Origin of the sequence: Pseudomonas sp. NY15181 (assembly GCF_048068055.1) — a bacterium.
Taxonomy (GTDB): domain Bacteria; phylum Pseudomonadota; class Gammaproteobacteria; order Pseudomonadales; family Pseudomonadaceae; genus Pseudomonas.
This window is the reverse complement of the sequence record NZ_JBLUPT010000003.1, coordinates 178,945-202,088: the sequence shown is the minus strand read 5'-3', so window position 1 is coordinate 202,088 and position 23,144 is coordinate 178,945. Positions and strand designations below refer to the sequence as shown.

The 23,144-nt window shown below is 65.3% G+C and carries 25 protein-coding genes; 16 read left to right on the top strand and 9 right to left on the bottom strand.

The genetic code is table 11. The annotated features are described in order from the left end of the window. Positions 1-27 precede the first annotated feature (27 nt). On the top strand, positions 28-480 hold the full coding sequence (locus ACNFBT_RS09510) for a universal stress protein (RefSeq protein WP_416748685.1): 453 nt from the start codon (positions 28-30) through the stop codon (positions 478-480). Between the two features lie 70 nt (positions 481-550). On the opposite strand, the gene ACNFBT_RS09505 is transcribed toward ACNFBT_RS09510, so the two are convergent. Beyond that, positions 551-2,209: a phosphoethanolamine transferase gene (locus ACNFBT_RS09505; protein ID WP_416748684.1), complete on the bottom strand. Its 1,659-nt coding sequence runs from the start codon at positions 2,207-2,209 to the stop codon at positions 551-553. 300 nt (positions 2,210-2,509) lie between these two features. On the opposite strand from ACNFBT_RS09505, the gene ACNFBT_RS09500 reads away from it, so the two are divergent. Further along, positions 2,510-4,672: a putative bifunctional diguanylate cyclase/phosphodiesterase gene (locus ACNFBT_RS09500; RefSeq protein WP_416748683.1), complete on the top strand. Its 2,163-nt coding sequence runs from the start codon at positions 2,510-2,512 to the stop codon at positions 4,670-4,672. Here the strand turns inward: ACNFBT_RS09500 and ACNFBT_RS09495 are convergent. Both ACNFBT_RS09495 and ACNFBT_RS09490 read right to left on the bottom strand, forming a co-directional pair. Next, positions 4,655-5,443 carry a hydroxypyruvate isomerase family protein gene (locus ACNFBT_RS09495; RefSeq protein WP_416748681.1) on the bottom strand — a complete coding sequence of 263 codons (789 nt, stop codon included), beginning with the start codon at positions 5,441-5,443 and terminating at the stop codon, positions 4,655-4,657. The two genes, ACNFBT_RS09500 and ACNFBT_RS09495, sit on opposite strands and share 18 nt — an antisense overlap. Then, on the bottom strand, positions 5,440-6,336 hold the full coding sequence (locus ACNFBT_RS09490) for an NAD(P)-dependent oxidoreductase (RefSeq protein WP_416748679.1): 897 nt from the start codon (positions 6,334-6,336) through the stop codon (positions 5,440-5,442). Before ACNFBT_RS09490 ends, ACNFBT_RS09495 begins: the two co-directional genes overlap by 4 nt. Positions 6,337-6,505: 169 nt before the next feature. Here ACNFBT_RS09490 and ACNFBT_RS09485 point away from each other — a divergent pair, with 169 nt between their 5' ends. Genes ACNFBT_RS09485 through phnE form a run of 4 tightly spaced genes read left to right on the top strand, consistent with a single transcriptional unit; the run spans position 6,506 to position 9,769 of the window. Then, on the top strand, positions 6,506-7,363 hold the full coding sequence (locus ACNFBT_RS09485) for a putative selenate ABC transporter substrate-binding protein (protein ID WP_416748677.1): 858 nt from the start codon (positions 6,506-6,508) through the stop codon (positions 7,361-7,363). Further along, complete coding sequence (locus tag ACNFBT_RS09480; protein WP_416748675.1) at positions 7,360-8,166, top strand: phosphonate ABC transporter ATP-binding protein; 807 nt, start codon at positions 7,360-7,362, stop codon at positions 8,164-8,166. The genes ACNFBT_RS09485 and ACNFBT_RS09480 overlap by 4 nt, the downstream gene beginning before the upstream one ends. Then, a complete protein-coding gene (locus ACNFBT_RS09475) occupies positions 8,160-9,002 on the top strand; it encodes a PhnE/PtxC family ABC transporter permease (protein ID WP_416748673.1) in 843 nt (280 codons plus the stop codon). Before ACNFBT_RS09480 ends, ACNFBT_RS09475 begins: the two co-directional genes overlap by 7 nt. Beyond that, positions 8,999-9,769, top strand: a complete 771-nt coding sequence (gene phnE / locus ACNFBT_RS09470) for a phosphonate ABC transporter, permease protein PhnE (RefSeq protein ID WP_416748671.1) — start codon at positions 8,999-9,001, stop codon at positions 9,767-9,769. Before ACNFBT_RS09475 ends, phnE begins: the two co-directional genes overlap by 4 nt. 252 nt (positions 9,770-10,021) lie before the next feature. Here the strand turns inward: phnE and ACNFBT_RS09465 are convergent, their stop codons facing one another. Continuing rightward, positions 10,022-10,378 (bottom strand): DUF5064 family protein, encoded by a 357-nt coding sequence (locus ACNFBT_RS09465; protein WP_416748669.1) that lies wholly within the window; start codon positions 10,376-10,378, stop codon positions 10,022-10,024. Between the two features lie 66 nt (positions 10,379-10,444). Continuing rightward, positions 10,445-10,762, bottom strand: coding sequence for a DUF2288 domain-containing protein (locus ACNFBT_RS09460; RefSeq protein WP_416748667.1), 318 nt, complete (start codon positions 10,760-10,762; stop codon positions 10,445-10,447). Positions 10,763-11,070: 308 nt separating this feature from the next. Between ACNFBT_RS09460 and ACNFBT_RS09455 the strand changes: the two genes are divergently transcribed. The 7 genes from ACNFBT_RS09455 (at position 11,071) to vapC (ending at position 16,728) form a co-directional block, all read left to right on the top strand. Beyond that, positions 11,071-12,192 carry a branched-chain amino acid ABC transporter substrate-binding protein gene (locus tag ACNFBT_RS09455; protein WP_416748665.1) on the top strand — a complete coding sequence of 374 codons (1,122 nt, stop codon included), beginning with the start codon at positions 11,071-11,073 and terminating at the stop codon, positions 12,190-12,192. A gap of 116 nt (positions 12,193-12,308) precedes the next feature. Then, entirely contained in the window at positions 12,309-13,232 is a 924-nt protein-coding gene (livH, locus tag ACNFBT_RS09450; RefSeq protein WP_416748663.1) for a high-affinity branched-chain amino acid ABC transporter permease LivH, read from the top strand. Next, positions 13,229-14,485: a high-affinity branched-chain amino acid ABC transporter permease LivM gene (locus tag ACNFBT_RS09445; RefSeq protein WP_416748661.1), complete on the top strand. Its 1,257-nt coding sequence runs from the start codon at positions 13,229-13,231 to the stop codon at positions 14,483-14,485. Before livH ends, ACNFBT_RS09445 begins: the two co-directional genes overlap by 4 nt. Then, on the top strand, positions 14,482-15,249 hold the full coding sequence (gene livG / locus ACNFBT_RS09440) for a high-affinity branched-chain amino acid ABC transporter ATP-binding protein LivG (protein ID WP_416748659.1): 768 nt from the start codon (positions 14,482-14,484) through the stop codon (positions 15,247-15,249). Before ACNFBT_RS09445 ends, livG begins: the two co-directional genes overlap by 4 nt. Before the next feature lie 3 nt (positions 15,250-15,252). Continuing rightward, the gene (locus tag ACNFBT_RS09435; protein ID WP_416748657.1) at positions 15,253-15,954 is read left to right on the top strand and encodes an ABC transporter ATP-binding protein; all 702 of its coding nucleotides are present in this window, start codon (positions 15,253-15,255) and stop codon (positions 15,952-15,954) included. Between the two features lie 139 nt (positions 15,955-16,093). Next, positions 16,094-16,324, top strand: coding sequence for a type II toxin-antitoxin system VapB family antitoxin (gene vapB, locus ACNFBT_RS09430; RefSeq protein ID WP_416748655.1), 231 nt, complete (start codon positions 16,094-16,096; stop codon positions 16,322-16,324). Then, entirely contained in the window at positions 16,324-16,728 is a 405-nt protein-coding gene (vapC, locus tag ACNFBT_RS09425; protein ID WP_416748653.1) for a type II toxin-antitoxin system tRNA(fMet)-specific endonuclease VapC, read from the top strand. The genes vapB and vapC overlap by 1 nt, the downstream gene beginning before the upstream one ends. 19 nt (positions 16,729-16,747) lie before the next feature. Here the strand turns inward: vapC and ACNFBT_RS09420 are convergent, their stop codons facing one another. Next, positions 16,748-17,422: a GntR family transcriptional regulator gene (locus tag ACNFBT_RS09420; RefSeq protein ID WP_416748651.1), complete on the bottom strand. Its 675-nt coding sequence runs from the start codon at positions 17,420-17,422 to the stop codon at positions 16,748-16,750. Between the two features lie 82 nt (positions 17,423-17,504). Next, a complete protein-coding gene (locus ACNFBT_RS09415) occupies positions 17,505-18,239 on the bottom strand; it encodes an SDR family NAD(P)-dependent oxidoreductase (protein WP_416748649.1) in 735 nt (244 codons plus the stop codon). 284 nt (positions 18,240-18,523) lie between these two features. On the opposite strand from ACNFBT_RS09415, the gene ACNFBT_RS09410 reads away from it, so the two are divergent. The 3 genes from ACNFBT_RS09410 to ACNFBT_RS09400 all read left to right on the top strand — a co-directional run bounded on the left by ACNFBT_RS09410 (position 18,524) and on the right by ACNFBT_RS09400 (position 22,049). Next, positions 18,524-19,552, top strand: coding sequence for an ABC transporter substrate-binding protein (locus ACNFBT_RS09410; RefSeq protein WP_416748647.1), 1,029 nt, complete (start codon positions 18,524-18,526; stop codon positions 19,550-19,552). Positions 19,553-19,647: 95 nt separating this feature from the next. Beyond that, positions 19,648-20,730, top strand: a complete 1,083-nt coding sequence (locus tag ACNFBT_RS09405; RefSeq protein ID WP_416748645.1) for a phosphotransferase — start codon at positions 19,648-19,650, stop codon at positions 20,728-20,730. Next, complete coding sequence (locus ACNFBT_RS09400; RefSeq protein WP_416748643.1) at positions 20,727-22,049, top strand: aspartate aminotransferase family protein; 1,323 nt, start codon at positions 20,727-20,729, stop codon at positions 22,047-22,049. The genes ACNFBT_RS09405 and ACNFBT_RS09400 overlap by 4 nt, the downstream gene beginning before the upstream one ends. 80 nt (positions 22,050-22,129) lie before the next feature. Here ACNFBT_RS09400 and ACNFBT_RS09395 read toward each other — a convergent pair whose 3' ends face one another. Together ACNFBT_RS09395 and ACNFBT_RS09390 are read right to left on the bottom strand one after the other, a co-directional pair. Then, positions 22,130-22,588 carry a sn-glycerol-3-phosphate transporter gene (locus tag ACNFBT_RS09395; RefSeq protein ID WP_416748642.1) on the bottom strand — a complete coding sequence of 153 codons (459 nt, stop codon included), beginning with the start codon at positions 22,586-22,588 and terminating at the stop codon, positions 22,130-22,132. A gap of 14 nt (positions 22,589-22,602) precedes the next feature. Beyond that, positions 22,603-23,070, bottom strand: coding sequence for a glycine zipper 2TM domain-containing protein (locus tag ACNFBT_RS09390; protein WP_416748640.1), 468 nt, complete (start codon positions 23,068-23,070; stop codon positions 22,603-22,605). Positions 23,071-23,144 lie beyond the last annotated feature (74 nt).

Here is a 23,144-nt window from a genome sequence, read left to right as displayed (position 1 = left end):
ACCAAGCCACTCATTGAGGAACACATCATGTACGAGCGCATTCTGGTAGCGGTGGACGGCAGTCCGGTTTCCGACCGAGCCCTGGTCGAAGCGGCCAAGCTGGCCAAGCTGAGCGGAGGCGAGCTGCGCGTCATCACCATCGTCGACAGCCCGCTACGGCACCTGCCCGACTACGCCGTGTACTACAATCCCGAGCCGCTGCGCGAAGCCGCACTGAAGGCCGCCGATGACATCCTGGCCAAGGCCAGGGAGCAGGTCGCCGATTTCCCGGTCAAGGCCGTGTTCGAGCGGGTCTGCCAGGAGCGCGCCAGCGAGGAGATCGCCGAGCGCATCGAGACTGAGGCCGAAGCCTCCAAGGCCGATGTGATCGTCATGGGCACCCACGGCCGCCGTGGCGTGCGCCGCCTGATGCTGGGCAGCGTGGCCGAAGGCCTGATCCGCGTCAGCAACCGTCCGGTGCTGCTGGTGCGCGACAAGTAATTCCAGCCCCGGAAAACGCAAAGGCCCTGCGGCAAACACCGCAGGGCCTTTCTTTTTGCTCCGCTCCCGCTTACTGGGCGGCGGTCATGTTGCGCCGGCAGGAGTGGAAGATGTCCAGGTCCGGCTGGTAGAGGTTGGTGCGCACTTCATACAGGCCAAGCACCGAGTGGAACAGGTTGTCGTGGCTCAGCTCGTCGGCCTTGGCCTTGGTCTCCAGGCAGCCGCGATCGATACCCAGGTCGCCCAACGCGCCGTTGCCGAACCACATCACCATCGGCACATGGGTCTGCGCCTTCGGCGCGATGGCATAGGGCGCGGCGTGCAGGTAGACGCCGTTCTCCCCCAGCGACTCGCCGTGGTCGGAGACATAGAGCATCGAGGTGTCGAAACGGCTTTCGTTGCGCTTGAGCAGGTCCACCACCTTGGACAGGAAGAAGTCGGTGTAGAGGATGGTGTTGTCGTAGACGTTCACCAGTTCCTCGCTGCTGCAGCTACCCAGCTGGTTGGTGTGGCACACCGGCTTGAAGCGTTCCAGGGACTTCGGATAGCGGTCGTAGTACTCCGGACCGTGGCTGCCGTCGGCGTGCAGGACGATGATCGCGTTGTCCTTCAGGCCGTCGATGTAGGCCTGCAGGTCCTGCAGCAGGGCTTCGTCCAGGCAGTTCTTGCCATCGCAGAACGGGCCGGGCTGGGTCTTGGGAATGTCGCGGTTCGGCACACGCAGGCAGGTGCCCTTGCAGTCGCTGTTGTTGTCCAGCCAGAGCACCGACACGCCAACGCGCTGGAGAATGTCCAGCAGCCCCTGGTAGGTCTTGCCCTTCTTGTCGCTGTAGTCCTCGCGGGGGAACTTGGAGAACATGCAGGGCACCGATACGGCGGTGGAGGTGCCGCAGGAGCTGACGTTGGCGAAGTTGATGATGTCCAGCTTGGCCAGTTCCGGGTTGGTGTCGCGGGCGTAGCCATTGAGGGAGAAATGATCGGCACGGGCGGTTTCACCGACCACGAAGACCATCAGCGACTTCTTGCCGTCGGCGCGCACGCGCTGGGTCAGCACGGCATCCTCGCCGATCGGCTGCACCACCAGGTTTTCCTTGATGCCCAGGCGCTGCTTGGCGTACTTGCCCACCGCATAGATGTAGTTGGTCGGGTTGATGAAGTGGGTCAGCTTGTCTTCCTGGCGGAATACCGGCGCGTAGGTGGAATAGAAGCTGCCCACGGAGACCGCCACCACAACCACGCAAGCGACTATCACCAGCACCTTGTTGAGCAGGCCGCGGAAGAACGGACGATAGCTCACCGGAGTCAGCCAGATGATCGCCGCCGGCAGGACGCCCAGCACCAGCAGGTAACCGACCATCCGCGCACTGAACAGGGCCGCGGCTTCGCCGGGGTTGGTCTCGAACACGTTCTGCACCATCACCGTGTCGATGACCACGCCATAGGTGTTCATGAAGTAGGCCGCACCGGCGGACACCAGTGCCACCAGGGTGAGCGCCGGCTTGAGCAGCGGCCGGAACGACACCAGCGTCAGCAGCAGGGTGAAGGCCGCCCAGAGGAAGAAGGCGAAGGAGAGGAAGAATCCGGCGCCCTTCACGCCTTCCAGCGGCACCAGGTTGTTCAGGGCCTTCCAGGTCGCAACGTTGTAGAACAGCACCAGGGCCAGGGAAAACAGCAGGACCAGCCGTGTCGAACTGATCTGCGGGAAGAAGCAACGTTTGCCCTCGGCCATCGAGTGCACTCCTTGAACTGCAAAAGTCGGATTGGAAACCTTGGATGAGAAGGCCTGCCGGCCAGCGGCGACACTTTAGCGGCAAGTTAGTCAAAAAGGTGTCAATTCAGCCACATCAGCTGGCACTTGAAGGCGCTTTGAGAGGTCGTCGCGAATCAGCACGACCGTACGTCGGCAGCGCTCCTCCACTCCGTCGGAAACGCCGGTCATGGCTTGCAGGGCAATGACCACCCCCTAGACTGACATCAAAGTGATATCTACCGCGCCCCGATCACCTCCCGACATCTGGAGCTCCCGGCTATGGAATGGCAGAAGGACGCCGTACCCGACGCTGTGCTGTTGGAGTGCACCCACAATCCCGGTCTGGTGCTGCTGTCCATCCTGATCGCCTGTGCCGCCAGCTACGTCGCCCTGAGCATCGCCAGCCTGATGCTGCGCATGCCCCAACAAGCCCGGCGCTGGCAGTGGGTGGGTGGCATCTGCCTGGGTAGCGGCATCTGGTCGATGCACTTCGTCGCCATGCTCGCCTTCCGCCCCGCGGTGCCGGTGCACTTCAGCACCGGCCTGACCCTGCTGTCGCTGCTCATCGCCATCGGCACCTCGGTGATCGCAATGCGCCTGCTCGTCCGAGCCGGGCTCAGCCCCGTGCAACACCTGCTGGCCGCCTGCTGCATCGGCGCGAGCATCGCCGGCATGCACTACACCGGAATGGCGGCCATCCAGGCGCCGCCCATGCAGCATTACGATCCCACCCTGGTGGGGCTTTCGGTCCTTCTGGCGATCCTGGTGGCCTATGCCGCACTGGTTCTCACTCCCGTCCTTAACCGACAGCCCGCCGAGCACCAGTGGGTCTACCAGATCATCGCCAGCCTGATGCTTGGCGGCGCCATCGCCGGCATGCACTTCACCGGCATGGCGGCGCTGACCCTGACACTGCCCAGCTGGGTCGTACCGGTTGCCGATGCCGCCCAGGGCAACGCCATCCAGCTCGGCCTGATGGTCGGCCTGCTGGCCCTGGCGGTGGTGCTCGCCGGGCTCTGGGCGGCCTGGATCGACGAGAGCCTGGCCAGTAAGGAAAGCGAGCTGAACCGGGTCAACACCCTGCTCAGCCAGCTTGACCACGCCAATGCCTCGTTGCAGCAGCTGGCGCGCTTCGACGGACTGACCGGGCTGCACAATCGCACAGCACTGAACGAAGAATTCGCCCTGCGCCTGGAGCGCAACCGCAAGAAAGGCCAGGGCATGGCGGTGATCCTGCTGGACCTGGACCACTTCAAGCGGGTCAACGACTCCCTCGGCCACGCCGCCGGTGACGAGCTGCTGTGCATCGTCTCCGGGCGCATTCGCAGCGCCCTGCGCGGCTCCGACCTGCTGGCCCGCTTCGGCGGCGACGAGTTCTGCATCCTCGCGGACCTGGGTGAGGATCACGAAGCGCGCATCCTCTCCCAGCGCCTGATGCAGCGCATGAAGGAGCCCATCACCACCGCCGGGCGCAGCCTGGTGATGACCCTGAGCGTTGGCATCAGCCTGTTCCCCAACGACGGGGAGCAGGCCGAGGAACTGCTCAAGCACGCCGACCTCGCGCTGTACCAGTCCAAGGGCAACGGGCGCAACGTCACCCATTTCTTCAGCCCGCACCTCAAGACCAAGGCCACCCAGGAACTGCAACTGGAAGAGGAACTGCGCAAGGCGCTGTGGGACGACGAGCTGGTGCTCTATTACCAGCCGATCCTGCGCATCGACCGCGGCGGGGTGGAACAACTGGAGGCGCTGGTGCGCTGGAAGCACCCGGTCCACGGCCTGCTGTCGCCGGACCGCTTCATCAACCTGGCGGTGGCCAACGGCCTGATCGGCGCGCTGGACAGCTGGGTGCTCCGCCATGCCTGCAAGGACCTGCGCCGCCTGCATGACCTGGGCTTCGGCGAACTACGGGTGGCGGTGAACTGCTGCGCCAGCAACCTGGGCCGCGACAGCCTGGTGGAAGAAGTGCAGCGCACCCTGGACGACGCCGGCCTGCCGGCCCGCTACCTGGAGCTGGAGGTCACCGAGAATGCGGTGATGGCCAACATCGACCAGGCCATCCCGCTGCTCAATCGCCTGCGCGAACTGGGCGTGAGCCTGTCGATCGACGACTTCGGCACCGGCTATTCATCGCTGTCGTACCTGCGCCAGCTACCGCTGGATGCCTTGAAGGTGGACCGTTCCTTCATCTGCGACGTTCCCCAGTCCCAGCGGGACAGCGAGATAGCCCAGGCGATCATTGCCATGGCGCAGAAGCTGCACCTGAAGGTGATCGCCGAGGGCGTCGAGCATCCGCAGCAGTTGGCCTTCCTGCGCGACAACCACTGCGAACTGGCGCAGGGCTACCTGTTCAGCCGCCCCCTGCCCTTCGCCGCGCTGGTGGATTTCCTCGACGCCTACCACGAGGACAGCGATTCGGCCCTGCTACGCAATCAGGCCTGAACGCCAGCGCGGCAGCCAGCGCAGCGAGTCGGCGGTGGTGCCGGTGGGGCGGTACTCCGCGCCCAGCCAGCCGTCGTAGCCGACATCGCCGAGCACTTGCAGCGGCACCTCGAAATCCATCTCGCCGGAGCCCGGCTCACCACGCTCGGGATAGTCGGCGAACTGCACGTGGCCGATCTGCCCCATCAGCGCGTAGATGCAATCCACCAGTTCCAGGCCCATGCGCGCCATGTGGTAGAGGTCCAGTTGCGCGCGCAGGTTCTCCCGCGCCACGCGTTCGAGCATGTCCTGCAGGTGCTCGGGGGTATTGATCAGGAAGTCCTTCATGTCGTGGCAGTTGATGGCTTCCATCAGCACGTCGGTGCCGGTGCCAGCGAAGGCATCGCAGGTGGCGCGCAGGCGTTCAGCCAGGGTCTGCAGCGCCACCTCGCGCTCCTGCCCCTCGACCAGACGGCCCGCCAGCACGTTCACGTGCTGCGGCTTGACGATGCGGGCGTACTCCAGCGCCTGGGCCAGCGCCGCCTCGAACTCCGCCGCGCGCTCCGGCACGGCGGCCAGGCCCGGGCCGCCCTGCATCAGGTCGCCGGCAGGCAGGTTGATCAGCACCAGCGGCAGGCCGGCGTCATCCAGCGCGGCCTTCAACTGCTCGGCCGGGATGTCATAGGGGAACTGGATTTCCACGCCATCGAAGCCGGCTTTCGCGGCAGCGTCGATACGCTGCAACAGCGGGACTTCGGTGAACAACAGGGACAGGTTGGCGCAGAGTTTCATGCTTGGAATTCCTTCGACTGACGGTATTGCTCGACCAGGGTAGCCGGGTCGCGTTCGAGATTGCCCTGGCTGCCGTGCAGGCGCATCAGTTGCGCGGCAAGGCCGCTCATGGGCGTGGCCGAGCCTTCCTCGCGGGAAAGCTTCACGGCGGTATCGAGGTCCTTGAGCAGCGTGCGAACGTGCCACTTCACCGGCTCGAACCGGCTTTCGGCCATCTGCGGCGCAAGAATCTGCAGGGGTTTGGAATCGGCGAAGCCGCCGGCAAGCGCCGGGGCGATCAGGCAGGCATCGACCCCGGACTTCTCCGCCAGCGCCACCACCTCGGCGATCACCAGCGCGTTGCAGGCGACAATCATCTGGTTGCACACCTTGGTCACCTGCCCGGCGCCGACATCCCCCATGCGCGTCAGGCGTTGGCCGAGGTTGGCCAGGATCGGTCGAACGCGTTCGATGTCCTCGACCCGACCGCCGGCCATGATCGCCAGGGTGCCAGCTTCCGCGCCCGGCGTGCCACCAGACACCGGCGCGTCGACCCAGCGCATGCCGGTGCGGGCTTCCAGTTCGGCGGCCATCTCGCGGGTGGCGGCCGGTTCCAGGCTGGAGAAGTCCACCAGCACCTGGCCGGCGCGTGCGCTCTCGACAATGCCGCCCGCGCCGAACACCACTTCGCGCACCGCGGCGGTATCGGCCAGGCAGAGCATCACCACCTCGGCGTCTGCGCACAGCTGCGCCGGCGTCTCCACGGCCCGGGCGCCCTCCCCGGCAAGCAGCTCGCGCTTGCCGGCGGAACGGTTCCACACGCTCAGCGGGTAGCCGGCGGCGAGCAGGCGGCGGGACATAGGCACGCCCATCAGACCGAGGCCGGCGAAAGCAATGGAAGGCAGGGCAGACATGTGTAACTCCTGTGAGGCAAAATAGCGGGCACGGGGGCGGCCATCTTAACCCCCGCGAGGCCCAAGGCCGAGCCTGCCGGCAGTGCGTATACCCTAGGTCGGGGAATACGCGGGCAGACCGCCGCTAAACTTCCCAGGCTTTTTCCGCTATTGAACCGGAGACTGCTCCATGCTGAAACGCACCCTGGCGCTCGCCGCCTGCTTTGCGCTGTCCTTTGCTGCATCCGTGACTCACGCCGAAGCCCTGAAGGAACTGAAGGTCTCGGCCATCCCTGACGAAGCCCCTACCGAGCTGCTGCGCAAATTCAAGCCGCTGGGCGCCTACCTGGAAGAACAACTGGGCATGCCCGTGAAGTTCATCCCGGTATCCGACTATGCCGGCGTGGTCGAAGCCCTGGCTTCCGATCGCCTGGACATGGCCTGGCTGGGCGGCTTCACCTTCGTCCAGGCGCGCCTGAAGACCGGCAACGCCATCCCGCTGGTACAGCGTGAGCAGGACCAGCAGTTCACCAGCAAATTCATCACCGCCGACCCGAACGTGAAGTCGATCCAGGACCTGAAGGGCAAGACCTTCGCCTTCGGTTCCGTGTCGTCCACCTCCGGCAGCCTGATGCCGCGCTACTTCATGCAGAAGGACGGCGTGGTGCCCGAGCAGTTCTTCTCTCGCGTGGCCTACTCCGGCGCCCACGACGCCACCGTCGCCTGGGTCCAGGCCGGCAAGGTCGACGCTGGCGTGCTGAACGCCTCCGTGTGGCAGAAGCTGGTCGACGCCGGCAAGGTCGACACCAACAAGGTAAAGGTCTTCGCCACCACCCCGACCTACTACGACTACAACTGGACCGTGCGCGGCAACCTCGACCCGGCGCTGGCCGAGAAGATCAAGAAAGCCTTCCTCGCCCTCGACCCGAGCAAGCCGCGCGACAAGGAAATCCTCGATCTGCAGGCGGCCAGCCGCTTCATCGAGACCAAGCCTGAGAACTACAAGGGTATCGAGGAGTCGGCTCGCGCCGCCGGCCTCCTGAAGTGACCTTGCGACTGACCGGCGTGGAGCACATCCACGCCAACGGCCAGCGTTCGCTCGCCGGCCTCGACCTTGTGGTCGAGGCCGGCGAACGGGTGGCGATCATCGGCCCTTCGGGCGCCGGCAAAACCACCCTGCTGCGAATCCTGGCCACCGCCCTGAAACCCTCGGCGGGCAGCTTCGAACTGCTTGGCGTCCAACCCTGGGCGCTGGGTGGTGCTGCACGCCAGCGCCTGCGCGCCCGCGTCGCGCTGGTGCACCAGGCGCCGCCGCTGCCACCGCGCCAACGGGTGATCACTGCCGTGCTCGCCGGCCGCCTTGGCCAGTGGTCGCTGGTCAAAAGCCTGGCCAGCCTGCTCTACCCGCTCGACAGCGTCGGTGCCCGCGCCGAACTGCAGCGCCTGGACCTGGGCGACAAGCTGTTCGTACGCTGCGACCAGCTCTCCGGCGGCCAGCTGCAACGGGTCGGTATCGCCCGCGCGCTGTACCAGCAGCCCGAAGTGCTGTTGGCGGATGAACCCGTCTCGGCCATGGACCCGGTCCTCGCCGGCCACACCCTCGGCGTGCTCACCCGCGAAGCACAGAGTCGTGGCGTCACGCTACTGGCCAGCCTGCACGCGGTGGACCTGGCGATGGAGCATTTCCCGCGCATCGTCGGTGTGCGCGACGGTCGCATCGCCTTCGACAAGCCGGCGGACAGAGTCACCCCGGACGACCTGCGGGCGCTCTACGCCAACGAACAACTCGGTCGGCAGGACAGCGCCTCGCCGGTGGGCAAGCCGATGGTGGTGCAGATTCCGCGATGCTGAACCCTGCGTTCTCGAAGAGCCCACCCCGCGACCCCGCCGCGCTGCCGCGCCTGCTGCTTACGCTGCTCGCCCTGGCGCTGCTGTGGCCGGGCCTGCGCCTCTCCGAACTGGACATCGCCAGCCTGTTCAGCGGCGACAACGCGCGCACCATGGCCAACTTCCTCGGCGGATTCTGGCCACCGGCCCATGACGGTGAGTTTCTCGGCCTGCTCGGCCGCGCAACGCTGGAAACCCTGGCCATCGCCACCGCCGGCATGGCACTGGCCTGGCTGATCGCTTTCCCCGCCTCGCTATTGGCCACCCGCGCGCTGTCGATCTCCGCCCTGCCCCGTGGCGGCCTGCCGGCCTGGTGGGCGCGCGCGTTGCGCTGGCCGGTGCGCGGCCTGCTGATCCTGCTGCGCAGCGTGCCGGAAATCGTCTGGGCGCTGCTGTTCGTCCGCGCTGTGGGCCTGGGCCCCACCGCAGGCGTGCTGGCCATCGCCATTACCTATGGCGGCATGCTCGGCAAGGTCTACGCGGAAATCTTCGAATCGGTGGACCCGCGCCCGACCCGTGCCGTGCTGCTGGGCGGTGGCTCGCGCCTGCAGGCCTTCGCCTACGGCGTGCTGCCCTCGGCGGCGCCGGAACTGATTTCCTACACCGTCTACCGCTGGGAATGCGCGATCCGCGCCTCGGTGGTGATGGGCTTCGTCGGCGCCGGCGGCCTCGGCCAGCAGATCGACCTGTCACTGCGCATGTTCGCCGGTGGTGAAGTGGCGAGCATCCTCCTGACCTTCCTGGTGCTGGTGCTGGGCGCCGACCTGCTCAGCCGCTTCCTGCGCGGGAGGCTGGAATGAGCGGATTGCTGCGCGGCCTGGCCTGGCTGCTCGTCGTGGTGATCGCCGTGGTCACCTCGTTCGCCTATCTGGAAATGGACACCGGCGGGCTGTTCAGCGCACGCGGGGCCGGCCAGATGCTCGACTACGCCCGGGACTTCCTCTCCCCGGACCTGTCCGCCTCGCACCTTGCCGCCGTCGGCCAGGGCGCCCTGGAAACCCTGGCCATGTCGGCCATCGGCACCTTGCTGGCGGTGCTGATCGGCTTGCTGGTCGCCCTGCCCGCCGCGGGCCGTTTCGGCCGCATCAGCCAGAGCCTGGCGCGGCTGCTGCTCAACGCCCTGCGTGCTGTGCCGGAGCTGGTATGGGGTGCACTGATGGTACTGGCCGCTGGACTGGGGCCGAACGCCGGCACCCTGGCCCTGGCCTTGCACACCGGCGGCGTGCTCGGCCGGCTGTTCGCCGAGGCACTGGAAAACACCCCGAGCGCCCCGGCCGAAGCCGTGCGCCTGGCCGGCGGCGGGCGCATCGCCGCATTCGCCTACGGCACCCTGCCCGGCGTCTGGCCGCAGCTGGTGGCTTACACCCTGTACCGCTGGGAGAACAATATCCGCATGGCCAGCGTGCTCGGCTTCGTCGGCGCTGGCGGCCTGGGGCAGATGCTCTACTTCAGCCTCAGCCTGTTCCAGCAGGCCCAGGCGGCGACGGTGATTCTCGCCATGCTGTTGCTGGTGCTGGGCGTCGATACGCTGAGCGCCTGGGCGCGGCAGCGCTGGGTGAGCAACTGAGGCCCCTACAACCGCGCATCCGGTCGACAGAAACGTAGGGCGCATAACGCTCCGCGTTATACGCCGATTAGCCTTGGCCCACCCCGCGCGGGATTGACTCGACCAAACCCAACCATGACGCGGACGATGGCGCCGGTGAATCGGCGTACAACCTCGAACGGTTGTACGCCCTACGCTGCTCCCCCAACGGAAACGGCGCGCAACAAAAAGCCCGGCACATGGCCGGGCTTTTTACGCTCTTTCCGCTTCGCCTCAGCGAATTACCTCGTCGAGGTCTACCGGGTCGCCATAGTGCGTGCCCAGCTTCTGACGGATGTCCTCGAACATCGCATCGTATTCCTTGTGATTGCGCACGACGGCGCCGAAGCGCGGGTGCAGGCCATGCTTCTGCGCAATGCGGGTGGCATCGCTGGCAAAGTTGAAGGCCTGCTCCTTGGGCATGTCCCACTCTTCGGTGAAGGCATTGCGGTCGATTTCGCCTTTCATGGTGAAGTGCACGTAGGTGCCCTTCTCCGCATCCTTGCGAATTTCGTAGTAGATGTGAGCGTCAATTTCCTGCTGGTCCAGCCCCGGCATGGCCTGGAGGTGCAGATGGCCCGGTTCGAACATGGCGAATCTCCTTCGATGGAATCCAGACAGTCTAGCCCGCCTTTATGAATTGGAAATCGTTCTGTATCAGTGCAGGACGTCTTTTCGAACTCTTTCTTGAACCAGCACCCAGGGCGCGATCACCACGGCCCAGAGTTCCGGATCACGGGCGAGGAAATCCTCCGCCTGGATTACGTCGACCTTGCTCAGCTCACCACTGGCCAGCCAGGCAGCGACCTTGGCCTTGTCATCCTCCGCCACGCCCACCGCAACCTCTACCAGGTCGACGCCAGCCCCGACCTTGAGCAAGTTGCCGCGGGCGAAGAAGGGCGCAAGTTCCTGCCAGGAAATCTTTGCGGTTTCGCCAAGCAACTTGGCATAGAGGGTGCTAGCTTGTTCAGTCATGGATCTCACCTGGTAAACGATCGGCGCCATGATAGCGCCGAGGCCGCGCCAGGCAAGGTTCGGACGCTGCTTTCTGGATGACGGAAAACCCTAAGGGACAAATCTGGCAGGCGCCGTTTTTCTGTACGTTTGTGTCAATCATGCGACATGCGCTCGGCCAGCCCGCCGCCCCCCGCTTTTCAAGCGGTAAAGCGGCACTCTACACTGTACCGGTACAGTTGCCGGTGGGCCTGTCCGGGGCAATCCCGGTCCGGACGTCCAGGCGACCAGGACTACAAAAACGAATAACACAAGAAGAGTGGAGCACTATGAAAAAGGGTACTCAGCGTCTTTCCCAGCTGTTCACCGCCATGGCACTCGCCGGCGTTGCCAGCTACTCCATGGCCGCCGACACCATCAAGATCGCTCTGGCCGGCCCGGTGACCGGCGCCGTCGCCCAGTACGGGGAGATGCAATTCGTTGGCGCGAAAATGGCCATTGAGCAGATCAACAAGGCTGGCGGCGTAGACGGCAAGCAACTGGAAGGCGTGGTCTACGACGACGCTTGCGATCCGAAACAAGCCGTGGCCGTAGCCAACAAAGTCGTCAACGATGGCATCAAGTTCGTGGTTGGCCACCTCTGCTCCAGCTCCACTCAACCGGCATCCGACATCTACGAAGACGAAGGCGTGATCATGATCACCCCGGCGTCCACCAGCCCGGACATCACCTCCCGCGGCTACAAGCTGATCTTCCGCACCATCGGCCTGGACAGCCTGCAGGGCCCGACCGCCGGCAAGTTCATCGCCGAGCACATCAAGCCCAAGTCCGTGGCCGTGATCCACGACAAGCAGCAGTACGGCGAAGGCATCGCCACTGCCGTGAAGAAGACCCTGGAAGGCGCCGGCATCAAGGTTCCGCTGTTCGAAGGCATCAACGCCGGCGACAAGGACTTCTCCGCGATGATCGCCAAGCTCAAGCAAGCCAAGGTGGACTTCGTCTACTACGGCGGCTACCACCCGGAACTGGGCCTGCTCCTGCGCCAGGCCAGCGAGAAGGGCCTGAAGGTCGGCTTCATGGGTCCGGAAGGCGTCGGCAACAAGGAAATCTCCGCCATCGCCGGCCCGGCTTCCGAAGGCCTGTACGTGACCCTGCCGAAGTCCTTCGACCAGGATCCGAAGAACAAGGGTCTGGTTGACGCCTTCAAGGCCAAGAACGAAGACCCGAGCGGTCCGTTCGTGTTCCCGGCCTACGCCGCTGTCGAAGTCATCGCCGAAGGCATCAAGAAAGCCGGCAGCGAGGAAACCGACAAGGTGGCAGCGGCCCTGCGCGCGAACACCTTCGCTACCCCCACCGGCGACCTGGCCTTCGACGAGAAGGGCGACCTGAAGAACTTCAACTTCGTGGTCTACCAGTGGCACAAGGACGGCACCAAGACCGAAGCCAAGTAAGCCACCCGCCGACACACAAAGCCCACTGCACCTGCAGTGGGCTTTGTTTATCCGAGTATTCCGGGGGTCCGTCGCGCCACAAGCGCCGCTTCACGCGACGCCCGAGGAGTTAGGTAATGCCTGATCTCTATCACTATCTGCAACAGCTGATCAACGGCCTCACCGTCGGCAGCACCTATGCCCTGATCGCCATCGGCTACACCATGGTCTACGGCATCATCGGCATGATCAACTTCGCCCATGGCGAGGTCTACATGATCGGCTCGTACGTAGCCTTCATCGTGATCACGGGGCTGGCGATGATGGGAATCGTGAGTCTTCCTGTCGTCATCATCTGCACCTTCGCCGCGAGCATCATCGTCACCAGTGCCTACGGCTACGGTATCGAACGGATCGCCTACCGCCCCCTGCGCGGAAGCAACCGACTGATTCCGCTGATCTCCGCGATCGGCATGTCGATCTTCCTGCAGAACGAGGTCCTGCTCGCCCAGGACTCCAAGGACAAGGCCATACCCAACCTGCTGCCGGGCAACTTCGTGATCGGCGCCGACGAAATGACCGGCGTGACCATCTCGTACATGCAGGTGCTGATCTTCATCATCACCCTGCTGACCATGTACGGGCTGTCCATGTTCATCTCCCGTTCCCGTCTGGGCCGCGCCTGCCGCGCCTGCGCCGAGGACCTGAAGATGGCCAACCTGCTGGGCATCAACACCAACAACATCATCGCCCTGACCTTCGTCATCGGCGCCACCCTGGCCGCCGTGGCTGCGGTGCTGCTGGGTATGCAGTATGGCGTGATCAACCCGCACATCGGCTTCCTGGCCGGCATCAAGGCGTTCACCGCCGCGGTACTGGGTGGCATCGGCAGCATCCCGGGCGCCATGCTCGGCGGGCTGGTGCTCGGCGTTGCCGAAGCCTTCGGCGCCGACGTGTTCGGTGACCAGTACAAGGACGTGGTGGCGTTCACCCTGCTGGTGCTCGTCCTGCTCTTCCGCCCCACCGGCATCCTCGGCCGCCCGGAGGTGGAAAAGGTATGAGCCAGAAACTCAAGACAGCATTCTTCAGCGCCCTGCTGGTGATGGCCGTCGCCTACCCGGTGCTCGGCGTGAAGCTCAGCGTGATCGGCATCGGCCTGCAGCTGGAAGGCGTAAGCCACACCACCCTGTGGGTCATCGCCGCGTGCGCGGCAGCCATGTTCGTCTGGCAACTGGTACGCGACAAATTCCATTTCGTGACCAGCACCCGCCAGTTCCTGTCCAGACCGCACACCAAGCTCGCCGAACGTCTGACCCACTCCTCGGTACAGCGCAAGATCATCCTCGGCATGATCGTCGTCGCCCTCGCCTGGCCGTTCTTCGGCTCGCGCGGCGCGGTGGACATCGCCACGCTGATCCTGATCTACGTTCTGCTCGGTCTGGGCCTGAACATCGTGGTCGGTCTGGCTGGCCTGCTCGACCTGGGTTACGTCGGCTTCTACGCCGTCGGCGCCTACAGCTATGCGCTGCTCTCGCACTACTACGGCCTGGGCTTCTGGACCTGCCTGCCGATCGCCGGCCTGATGGCAGCCTTCTTCGGCTTCATCCTCGGTTTCCCAGTGCTGCGCTTGCGCGGCGACTACCTGGCGATCGTGACCCTGGGCTTCGGCGAGATCATCCGTATCCTGCTGCGTAACCTCACCTGGCTCACCGGCGGCCCCAACGGCATCAGCAACATCGAGAAGCCGAGCCTGTTCGGCCTAACCTTCGAGCGCCGCGCCCCCGAGGGGATGCAGACCTTCCACGAGTTCTTCGGCATCGCCTACAACTCGAACTACAAGGTCGTGTTCCTCTACCTGGTCGCGCTGCTGCTGGTGCTGCTGGTGCTGTTCGTGATCAACCGTCTGCTGCGCATGCCCCTGGGCCGTGCCTGGGAAGCCCTGCGCGAAGACGAGATCGCCTGCCGCGCCCTGGGTCTGAACCCGACCATCATCAAGCTCTCCGCCTTCACCCTCGGCGCCTGCTTCGCCGGTTTCGCCGGCAGCTTCTTCGCCGCGCGCCAGGGTCTGGTGACGCCGGAATCCTTCACCTTCATCGAGTCGGCGACCATCCTCGCCATCGTCGTGCTGGGTGGTCTGGGTTCGCAGCTGGGCGTGATCCTCGCTGCCGTGGTGATGATCCTGCTGCCCGAACTCATGCGTGAGTTCAGCGAGTACCGCATGCTGATGTTCGGCGCCATCATGGTGCTGATGATGATCTGGCGTCCGCAGGGCCTGCTGCCCATGCAGCGTCCGCATCTGGAGTTGCGCAAATGAGCCAGACCATTCTTGAAGTAAGCGGCCTGACCATGCGCTTCGGCGGCCTGCTGGCCGTCAACGGCGTGGCGCTGAACGTGAAGGAAAAGCAGGTGGTCTCGATGATCGGCCCCAACGGCGCCGGCAAGACCACCGTGTTCAACTGCCTGACCGGCTTCTACCAGCCCACCGGCGGTGAAATCCTCCTGCGTGGCGAAGCCGTGCAGGACCTGCCCGGCCACAAGATCGCCCACAAGGGCGTGGTGCGGACTTTCCAGAACGTTCGTCTGTTCAAGGAAATGACCGCGGTGGAGAACCTGCTGGTTGCCCAGCACCGCCACCTCAACACCAACTTCCTCGCGGGTCTGTTCAAGACGCCGGCCTTCCGCCGTCGTGAGGCGGAAGCGCTGGACTACGCCGCGCAGTGGCTGGAAATCGTCAACCTCAAGGACATCGCCAACCGTCCGGCGGGCACCCTCGCCTACGGCCAACAGCGCCGCCTGGAGATCGCCCGCTGCATGATGACCCGTCCGCAGCTGCTGATGCTGGACGAACCGGCGGCCGGCCTGAACCCGCGGGAAACCGAGGACCTGAAGGCGCTGATCGCCATGCTGCGTGCCGAACACGGCGTCACCGTGCTGCTCATCGAGCACGACATGAAGCTGGTGATGAGCATTTCCGACCATATCTACGTGATCAACCAGGGCACGCCCCTGGCCGACGGCACCCCGGAGCAGATCCGCGGCAACCCGGATGTGATCAAAGCCTATCTGGGGGAGGCCTGAGTCATGCTGAAGTTCGACAAGGTTTCCACCTTCTACGGCAAGATCCAGGCGCTGCACGACGTCAGCATGGAAGTCCAACAGGGCGAGATCGTCACCCTGATCGGCGCCAACGGCGCCGGCAAGTCGACCCTGCTGATGACCCTCTGCGGCTCGCCACGCGCCGCCTCGGGCAGCATCAAGTACTTGGGCGAGGAGCTGGTCGGCCAGGAATCCTCCATGATCATGCGCAAGAGCATCGCCGTCGTGCCGGAAGGCCGTCGCGTGTTCGCCCGCCTGACCGTGGAAGAGAACCTGGCCATGGGCGGCTTCTTCACCAGCAAGGGCGATTACCAGGAGCAGATGGACAAAGTCCTGGCACTTTTCCCGCGCCTGAAGGAACGCTTCAACCAGCGCGGCGGCACCATGTCCGGTGGTGAACAGCAGATGCTTGCCATCGGCCGTGCGCTGATGAGCAAGCCCAAGCTGCTGCTGCTCGACGAGCCGTCCCTGGGTCTTGCGCCGATCATCATCCAGCAGATCTTCGACATCGTCGAACAGCTGCGCCAGGAAGGCGTAACCGTCTTCCTCGTCGAGCAGAACGCCAACCAGGCGCTCAAGCTCGCCGACCGTGGCTACGTGCTGGAGAACGGCCGCATCGTCATGCAGGACACCGGCGCCAACCTTCTGGTGAACCCCAAGGTGCGCGACGCGTACCTCGGCGGCTGACGTCCCGCGCTGCAACGAAAAACGGCCCTTCGGGGCCGTTTTTTATTGGGCGTCCTGTGGAGCAGAGATGTATATCCCATTGACATATCCCTGATTCCACCTAGCATGGAAGCACCTTTTTCCCCCATGGAGACCGATCATGGACCAAGGCTCCGTCTTCCAGAGCAATCGCAGCCAAGCCGTGCGCCTGCCCAAGGCCGTTGCCCTGCCCGACGACGTCAAGCGTGTGGACGTGGTGGCCGTAGGACGAACTCGCATCATCAGCCCCGCCGGTGAAAGCTGGGACAGCTGGTTTGATGGCGAAGACGTCAGCCATGACTTCATGGCCGACCGGGAACAGCCCGCCGAGCAGGAACGGGAAGGTTTCTGATGCTCAAGTACCTGCTCGATACCAACATCTGCATCTTCACCATCAAGAACAAACCGCAGGCCGTGCGCGATGCCTTCAACCGCCATCACGGACAACTGTGCATCAGCTCGGTGACCTTGATGGAGTTGATCTACGGCGCGGAAAAATCCGCCGCTCCGGAGCGAAACCTCGCCGTGGTGGAGGGTTTCGCAGCCCGTCTCGAAGTCCTTTCCTACGATGCCAACGCAGCCGCCCATACTGGCCAGCTACGAGCTGAGCTTGCCAAAGCCGGCACTCCCATCGGCCCTTACGGCCAGATGATTGCCGGGCATGCGCGATCGCTGGGTCTGATCCTGGTCAGCAACAACCTGCGGGAATTCGAACGGGTTCCGGGGCTGCGCCTGGAAGACTGGGTGTCGGCATAGCCTCCCTGCAACGTGCAGCTCAGTCCTCCGCCTCGCTCTGGGCAATGAACTCCAGCATCTTCTCGCTACCGTCGACCAGGTCGGTATGAATGGCCGCGCGGGCGGCGGCGCCGTCGCCTTCGCGCAGCGCCCGCAGCACTTCCCAGTGGTGCTCGACGGCCATGCGCTCGTTGAAGTCGGCGTAGGCCTGAGCGATCAGCGGGCCGGTGCGCATCCACAGGCTGTCGAGGAAGGCGCGCAGCAGTGGCATCCCGGCGATGTCGGCCAGAGCGAAGTGGAAAGCCTGGTTGAGCTTGAGCGCCGACACCGTGTCATCGGCGTGGATCGCCTCGAGGTTGTCGCGGATGTTGGCCTCCAGTTCATCCAGCTGCTCGACGCTGGCCCTGGCGGCAGCCGTCTCGGCCGCCAACCCTTCGAGGGCGATGCGGATGCTGCGGATCTCCAGGTATTGCTCGCGGGTGAGCAGCGGCACGCGGATGTCGCGCGGCGTCTTGAGCACCAGTGCCTGTTCCTTGGCCAGCTGCAGGATCGCGTCGCGCACCGGGGTCACGCTGGTCCCCAGTTGCTGGGCCAGGTCGCGGATGCGCAGGCGGTCGTCCGGCTTGAAGCGGCCGGTGATCAGCGCCTCGCGCAGCAGCGCGTAGACGCCGCTGCCCAGGTAGGAATGGTTCAGCCCTTCGATCGGGTAGTTCATCGCTTTCTCATCGCAGTCTCGTCACATGGCGCGGCATGCAGACGCGCATGATGCGGATTGGGCGCCAGGGATGCCAGCGGGATCAGACATGCTGGCCGCCGTTGACGTGGATTTCCGCGCCATTCACATAGGACGCGCCGCTGGTGCAGAGGAAGTGGATCAGCGAGGCGACCTCCTCCGGCTTGCCCAGGCGGTGCATGGGAATGTCGCGCTCGACGATCAGTTCGGTCCCCGAGGACAGGATCGCGGTATCGATCTCCCCGGGCGCGATGGCGTTGACCCGTACGCCATGCGGGCCGAAGTCGTGGGCCATCTCGCGGGTCAGCGCGGCCAGCGCCGCCTTGGAGCAGGCGTAGGCGACACCGGCGAAGGGATGCACCCGCGAACCGGCGATGGAGGTGACGTTGATCACCGAGCCCTTGGCCGCCTTCAGCTCATCGAACAGCCCGCGCGCCAGCAAGGCGGTGGAGAACAGGTTGACGTTGAACACCTTCAGCCAGGTGGCGTAGTCGCTCTCCAGCACGCCCAGGCGCTCCCCTTCCGGACCTTTGGGCGAGATACCGGCATTGTTCACCAGCGCGTGCAGCTGGCCGCCGAGCTTCTCGCGGATCTGCGGCAGGCTGGCCTGGACGCTGTCGATGTCTTCCAGGTCCAGGTGGATATGGTTGATCAGCCCCTCGGCCCAGGGGCATTCGGCGCTCCAGTCCTGGCGCGAGGCGGTGAATACGCGCCAGCCGGCGGCGTTGAAGTGTTTCACCGTGGCGTGACCGATGCCGCGGCTGGCGCCGGTCAGTAACAAGGTCTTGCTCTGGTTCATGGTGAATCCCCCTGTGAAGTGCAACGTCCGAGGTGAGCGATGGCTCAAATAAAAACATGATGCATCATGTTTTGGAAGATGTTTAAATCCCTCCCCGCGTCATCCGATTCCGAACAACAACAAGAAACTGGAGGACATCCCATGCTCGACCGTACCTGTTCCGCGCGCTCCTCACCCTGAGCCAACGGGCGACCGGTCGGCCTGCCAGCTCGGGCCGTCCCAGCCCCTCTCTTGAAGCTGCCCTCTTTTTCATGGGCCGGATTGGCCCGACCAGGAGTACTCGCATGTTCAAGAAAGCCGTAGCACTGATGATGCTGGCCGGCGGCGCCGCCCAGCTCCACGCCGAGACACTGACCGTGGTGTCCTTCGGTGGCGATAACAAGGTGGCCCAGGAAAAGGCCTTCTACAAACCCTTCGAGCAACAGGCCAAGGTCACCGTCCAGGGCGCCGAGTACAACGGCGAGATGGCCAAGATCAAAGTCATGGCCGACACCGGCAAGACCAGCTGGGACGTGGTCGAAGTGGAGTCCCCGGAACTGATGCGCGGCTGCAGCGAAGGCCTGTTCGAGCAGCTCGACTGGTCGAAGCTGGGCAAGCGCGAGGACTTCCTCGACGCCGCCGTGAGCGACTGCGGCGTGGGCATCTTCATCTGGTCCACCGTGCTCACCTACGACGCCAAGAAGCTCGCCAGCGCACCGACCAGCTGGGCCGACTTCTGGGACGTGAAGAAATACCCGGGCAAGCGCGGCCTGCGCCGTGGCGCCAAGTTCACCCTGGAGTTCGCCCTGGAAGCCGACGGCGTGAAACAGGCCGACCTGTACAAGGTGCTGGGTACGAAGGAAGGCGTTGATCGCGCTTTCAAGAAACTCGACGAACTCAAGCCCTACATCCAGTGGTGGGAAGCCGGCGCGCAACCGCTGCAGTGGCTGGCCGCCGGCGACGTGGTGATGACCAGCGCCTACAACGGCCGCGTCGCCACCGCGCAGAAGGAGGGCCGCGACTTCGCCATCCAGTGGAACGGCAGCATCTACGACCTGGACCACTGGGCCATCGTCAAGGGCAGCCCGAAGAAGGAGCTCTCCGAGCAGTTCATCGCCCTGGCCAACAAGCCCGAGCATCAGAAAGTGTTCGCCGAGAACATCCCCTACGGCCCGACCAACAAGAACACCATCCCGCTGATCGACCCGGCCATCGCCGGCAAGCTGCCCACCGCGCCGCAGAACCTGGAAAACGCGCGCGCCATGGACACCGAGTTCTGGATCGACCACGGCGAGGAACTGGAACAACGCTTCAACGCCTGGGCGAGCAAGTGACCGCCGGGGCACCGCCCGACCTCGCGTCGGGCGGTGCCCCGCGATACGCCAGGCCGCTGCACGATTGACCTGCTGGACCCGCTGGAGAAGTACCCGTGCCCCTCAACACCGCCCCCGTTCAAGACCACCTCCTGGAAGCGGCCCCCGCCCAGGTGAGCGACGCCCAGGCCACCGCCATCGCCGAGGAGTATTTCGGCCAGCGCGGCACCCTGCACCGCCTCGCCGGCGAACGCGATCTGAACTTCCACATCAGCCACGGCCACGGCGACGACCGCCTGCTGAAACTCTCGCACCCGCTGGAAGACCCGCAGGTAGTGGACTTCCAGACTCGCGCCCTGCTGCGCGTCGAGGCCGCCGACCCGACCCTGGCGGTGCAGCGCGTCTACCCCTCGCTGAACGGTGAGTACCAGATTCCGGTGGTCGTCGATGGCCAGCCGATGCTCGCCCGCCTGTTCTCCTTCGTCGACGGACTGCCGCTGCACCGCGTACCGCAACGCAGCCGCGCCCTGCGCGAGAACCTCGGCGACGCCCTGGCCCGCCTGGGCCTGGCCCTCGATGGCTTCGAGCACCCGGCGTCCGGCCACGAGCTGCTCTGGGACCTGAAGCACGCCTCGCGCCTGCGCCGCCTGCTGACCTACATCGAGGACCGCGAGCAGCGCGCACTGGTCGAACGCTTCCTCGACAACTTCGAACGCCACGCCCTGCCCCGCCAGGCCACCCTGCGCGCTCAGGTGATCCACAACGACCTGAACCCGCACAACGTGATAGTCGACGCCGCGCATCCCGATCGGCTGCGCAACATCCTCGACTTCGGCGACATGGTCCACGCGCCACTGATCAACGACCTCGGCGTCGCCGCCGCCTACCAGGTGGGCGAGCCGGACGCGCCGTTGGCCACCGCCTGCGAAATGATCGCCGCCTACCATCGCCGCCGCCCCTTGCTTGCGGCCGAGCAGGAAATCCTCGCCGACCTGATCGCCACGCGCTTGATCATGACCCTGTGCATCACCGCCTGGCGCGCCAGCCTGCACCCCGAGAACCGTGACTACATCCTGCGCAACACCCATCACGCCTGGCAGAGCCTGCAAGGCCTGGCCCGCCTGAGCCGGGAACAGGCCCAGGAGCAGATTTTCGCCGCCTGCCAGATCTCCACCGGTAAAGAGGAGCCCCGTCCATGACCATGCCCAACGGATTCAGCCCGGCCGACGCCGACCGCCTGAGCGACGAGGAACGTCGCCTGATCGAGCGCCGCGAGCGCCTGCTCGGCCCGGCCTACCGGCTGTTCTACGAGCGCCCGCTGCACACCGTGCGCGGCGAGGGCGTCTGGCTCTACGACAAGCAGGGCAACCGCTACCTCGACGCCTACAACAACGTCGCCTCCATCGGCCACTGCCACCCCCGCGTGGTGCAGGCCATCGCCAGCCAGGCGGCGGTGCTGAACACCCACACCCGCTACCTGCAGGAAGGCATCCTCGACTACGCCGAAGACCTGCTCTCGACCTTCCCCGCCGGCCTCGAACAGGTCATGTTCACCTGCACCGGCAGCGAGGCCAACGACCTCGCCCTGCGCATCGCCCGCCACTACACCGGCGGCACCGGGGTGATCATCACCCGCTTCGCCTACCACGGCGTCACCGGCGACATCTCCGAACTCTCGCCCGCCCTGGGCTCCGGCATCACCCTGCCCGCCCACGCGCGCACCGTGCGTGCGCCGGACGCCTACCGGCTGGGCGCGGAGAACGTCGGCAAGATCCTGGCCGACGACGTGCGCGCCGCCATCGCCGACCTGCGCGCCCACGGCATCAAGCCTGCCGCGCTGCTGCTCGACGGCATCTTCGCCAGCGACGGCGTGCTGCCGGAGCCGGCCGGCTTCCTCGCCGAAGCGGTCAAGGTTGCCCAGTCGGAAGGCCTGCTCTACATCGCCGACGAAGTGCAAAGCGGCTTCGCCCGCACGGGCGACGCCATGTGGGGCTTCCAGCGCCACGACGTGCAACCGGACCTGGTCACCCTCGGCAAGCCCATGGGCAACGGCCAGCCCATCGCCGGCGTGGTGGCCCGTGCGGATATCCTCGAAAGCTTCGGGCGCAACGTGCGCTACTTCAACACCTTCGGCGGCAACCCGGTGTCCTGCGCAGCGGCCCAGGCGGTGCTGGATGTGATCCGCGACGAGCGGTTGCAGGAGCGCTCGCAGCGCATCGGCAATTTCATGCTGGAAGGTATCCGCCGGCTGGCCGACCGCCATGAGCTGATCGGTGACGTGCGCGGCGCGGGCCTGTTCCTCGGTGTCGAACTGGTGGCCGAACGTGCCGCAAAGACCCCGGCCGCCAGCCAGACCCGCCGCGTGGTCAACGCCATGCGCGAGCGCGGCGTGCTGATCAGCGCCGCCGGCCCGATGGAAAACATCCTGAAGATTCGCCCGCTGCTGGCCTTCGAACAGGAGCACGCCGAGCTGTTCATCGATTGCCTGGATCAGGCCCTGACGGAAGTGGCCGGCTGATTCGCCAGCGCCAGCAGGAACGGGCGAGGCCTGCGGAGTCTACTCACCGCCAGCCTCGCCCGTTTTCAGTTCAGTGACGATCAGAAACCCACGCCGACGTTGACCATCGCCGCGGAATTACCCAGCACCACCAGCTCGGTGCCGACCGCCCCCAGGCGAGCGCCAAACGAAGGAATGATCGCCGGCGCCACGCCGTAGTGGTTCAGCGGGATCTTGTCGCGGTACTTGCCGTGATAGCCCTGCAGCGCGCCACCGGTGACCTTGGCGTAGAACGGCGTGCCTTCCCAATCGAAGCGCTTGCCGGCATAGACGTAGTTGGAGCGCTGGCTGAAGGAGTTACGGAAAGTCGCACCACCGAACACGACGCCATCGGCGCGATTGCGCTCCAGGCCGATCAGGTCCTGGTGATTGTTGTGATCCGGGTCGTGGCTCCAGTGGGTGGTGTAGACGCTGGTCTGCAAGTACCAGAAATCGCCACTCTCGGCCTGGGCAGCGACGCAGCCGAGCGTCAGCAGCAGCGCGATCAACAGGCGATGCATGAGGCTTCCTCCGCTCAGATGGCGACGCGGCTGGCGCCATTGACGGTCAGGATGCGCACACGATCACCGACACGGAACTGCTGGGCCGGGTCCACCGCCTGGACGTAGGCGCGGGTAGCGCCGCTGTCTTCGCGAACCACGATCTCCACGCCCTGGCTGCGGGTGATGCCCTCCTCCACCGCCGAGCCCGCTGCACCGCCCGCGACACCGCCGAGGATGGTGGCGATGGTGCTGCCGCGACCGCCGCCGATGGAGCTGCCGGCAATACCGCCGACTGCGGCGCCGGCCAGGGTACCGATGGGCGTCTTGGTGCCTTCGATCTGTACCGGGCGCAGGGATTCGATGGTGCCCGTGCGCACGTTTTGCACCGCCCGGGCGTCGTCGCGGGAGTAGGACGAGCCCGACAGATTGGATGCGCAACCGGTCAGGGCCAGGGTGGCACTGGTGAACAGAGCGGTCAGCAGCAGCGTGGAACGGTTCATGGTGTGGACCTCGGGAGCGTTCGAAAAGGATGGGCAAAGCCTACTGGCCCCTCGCTGAACTCCCCCTGAACCCT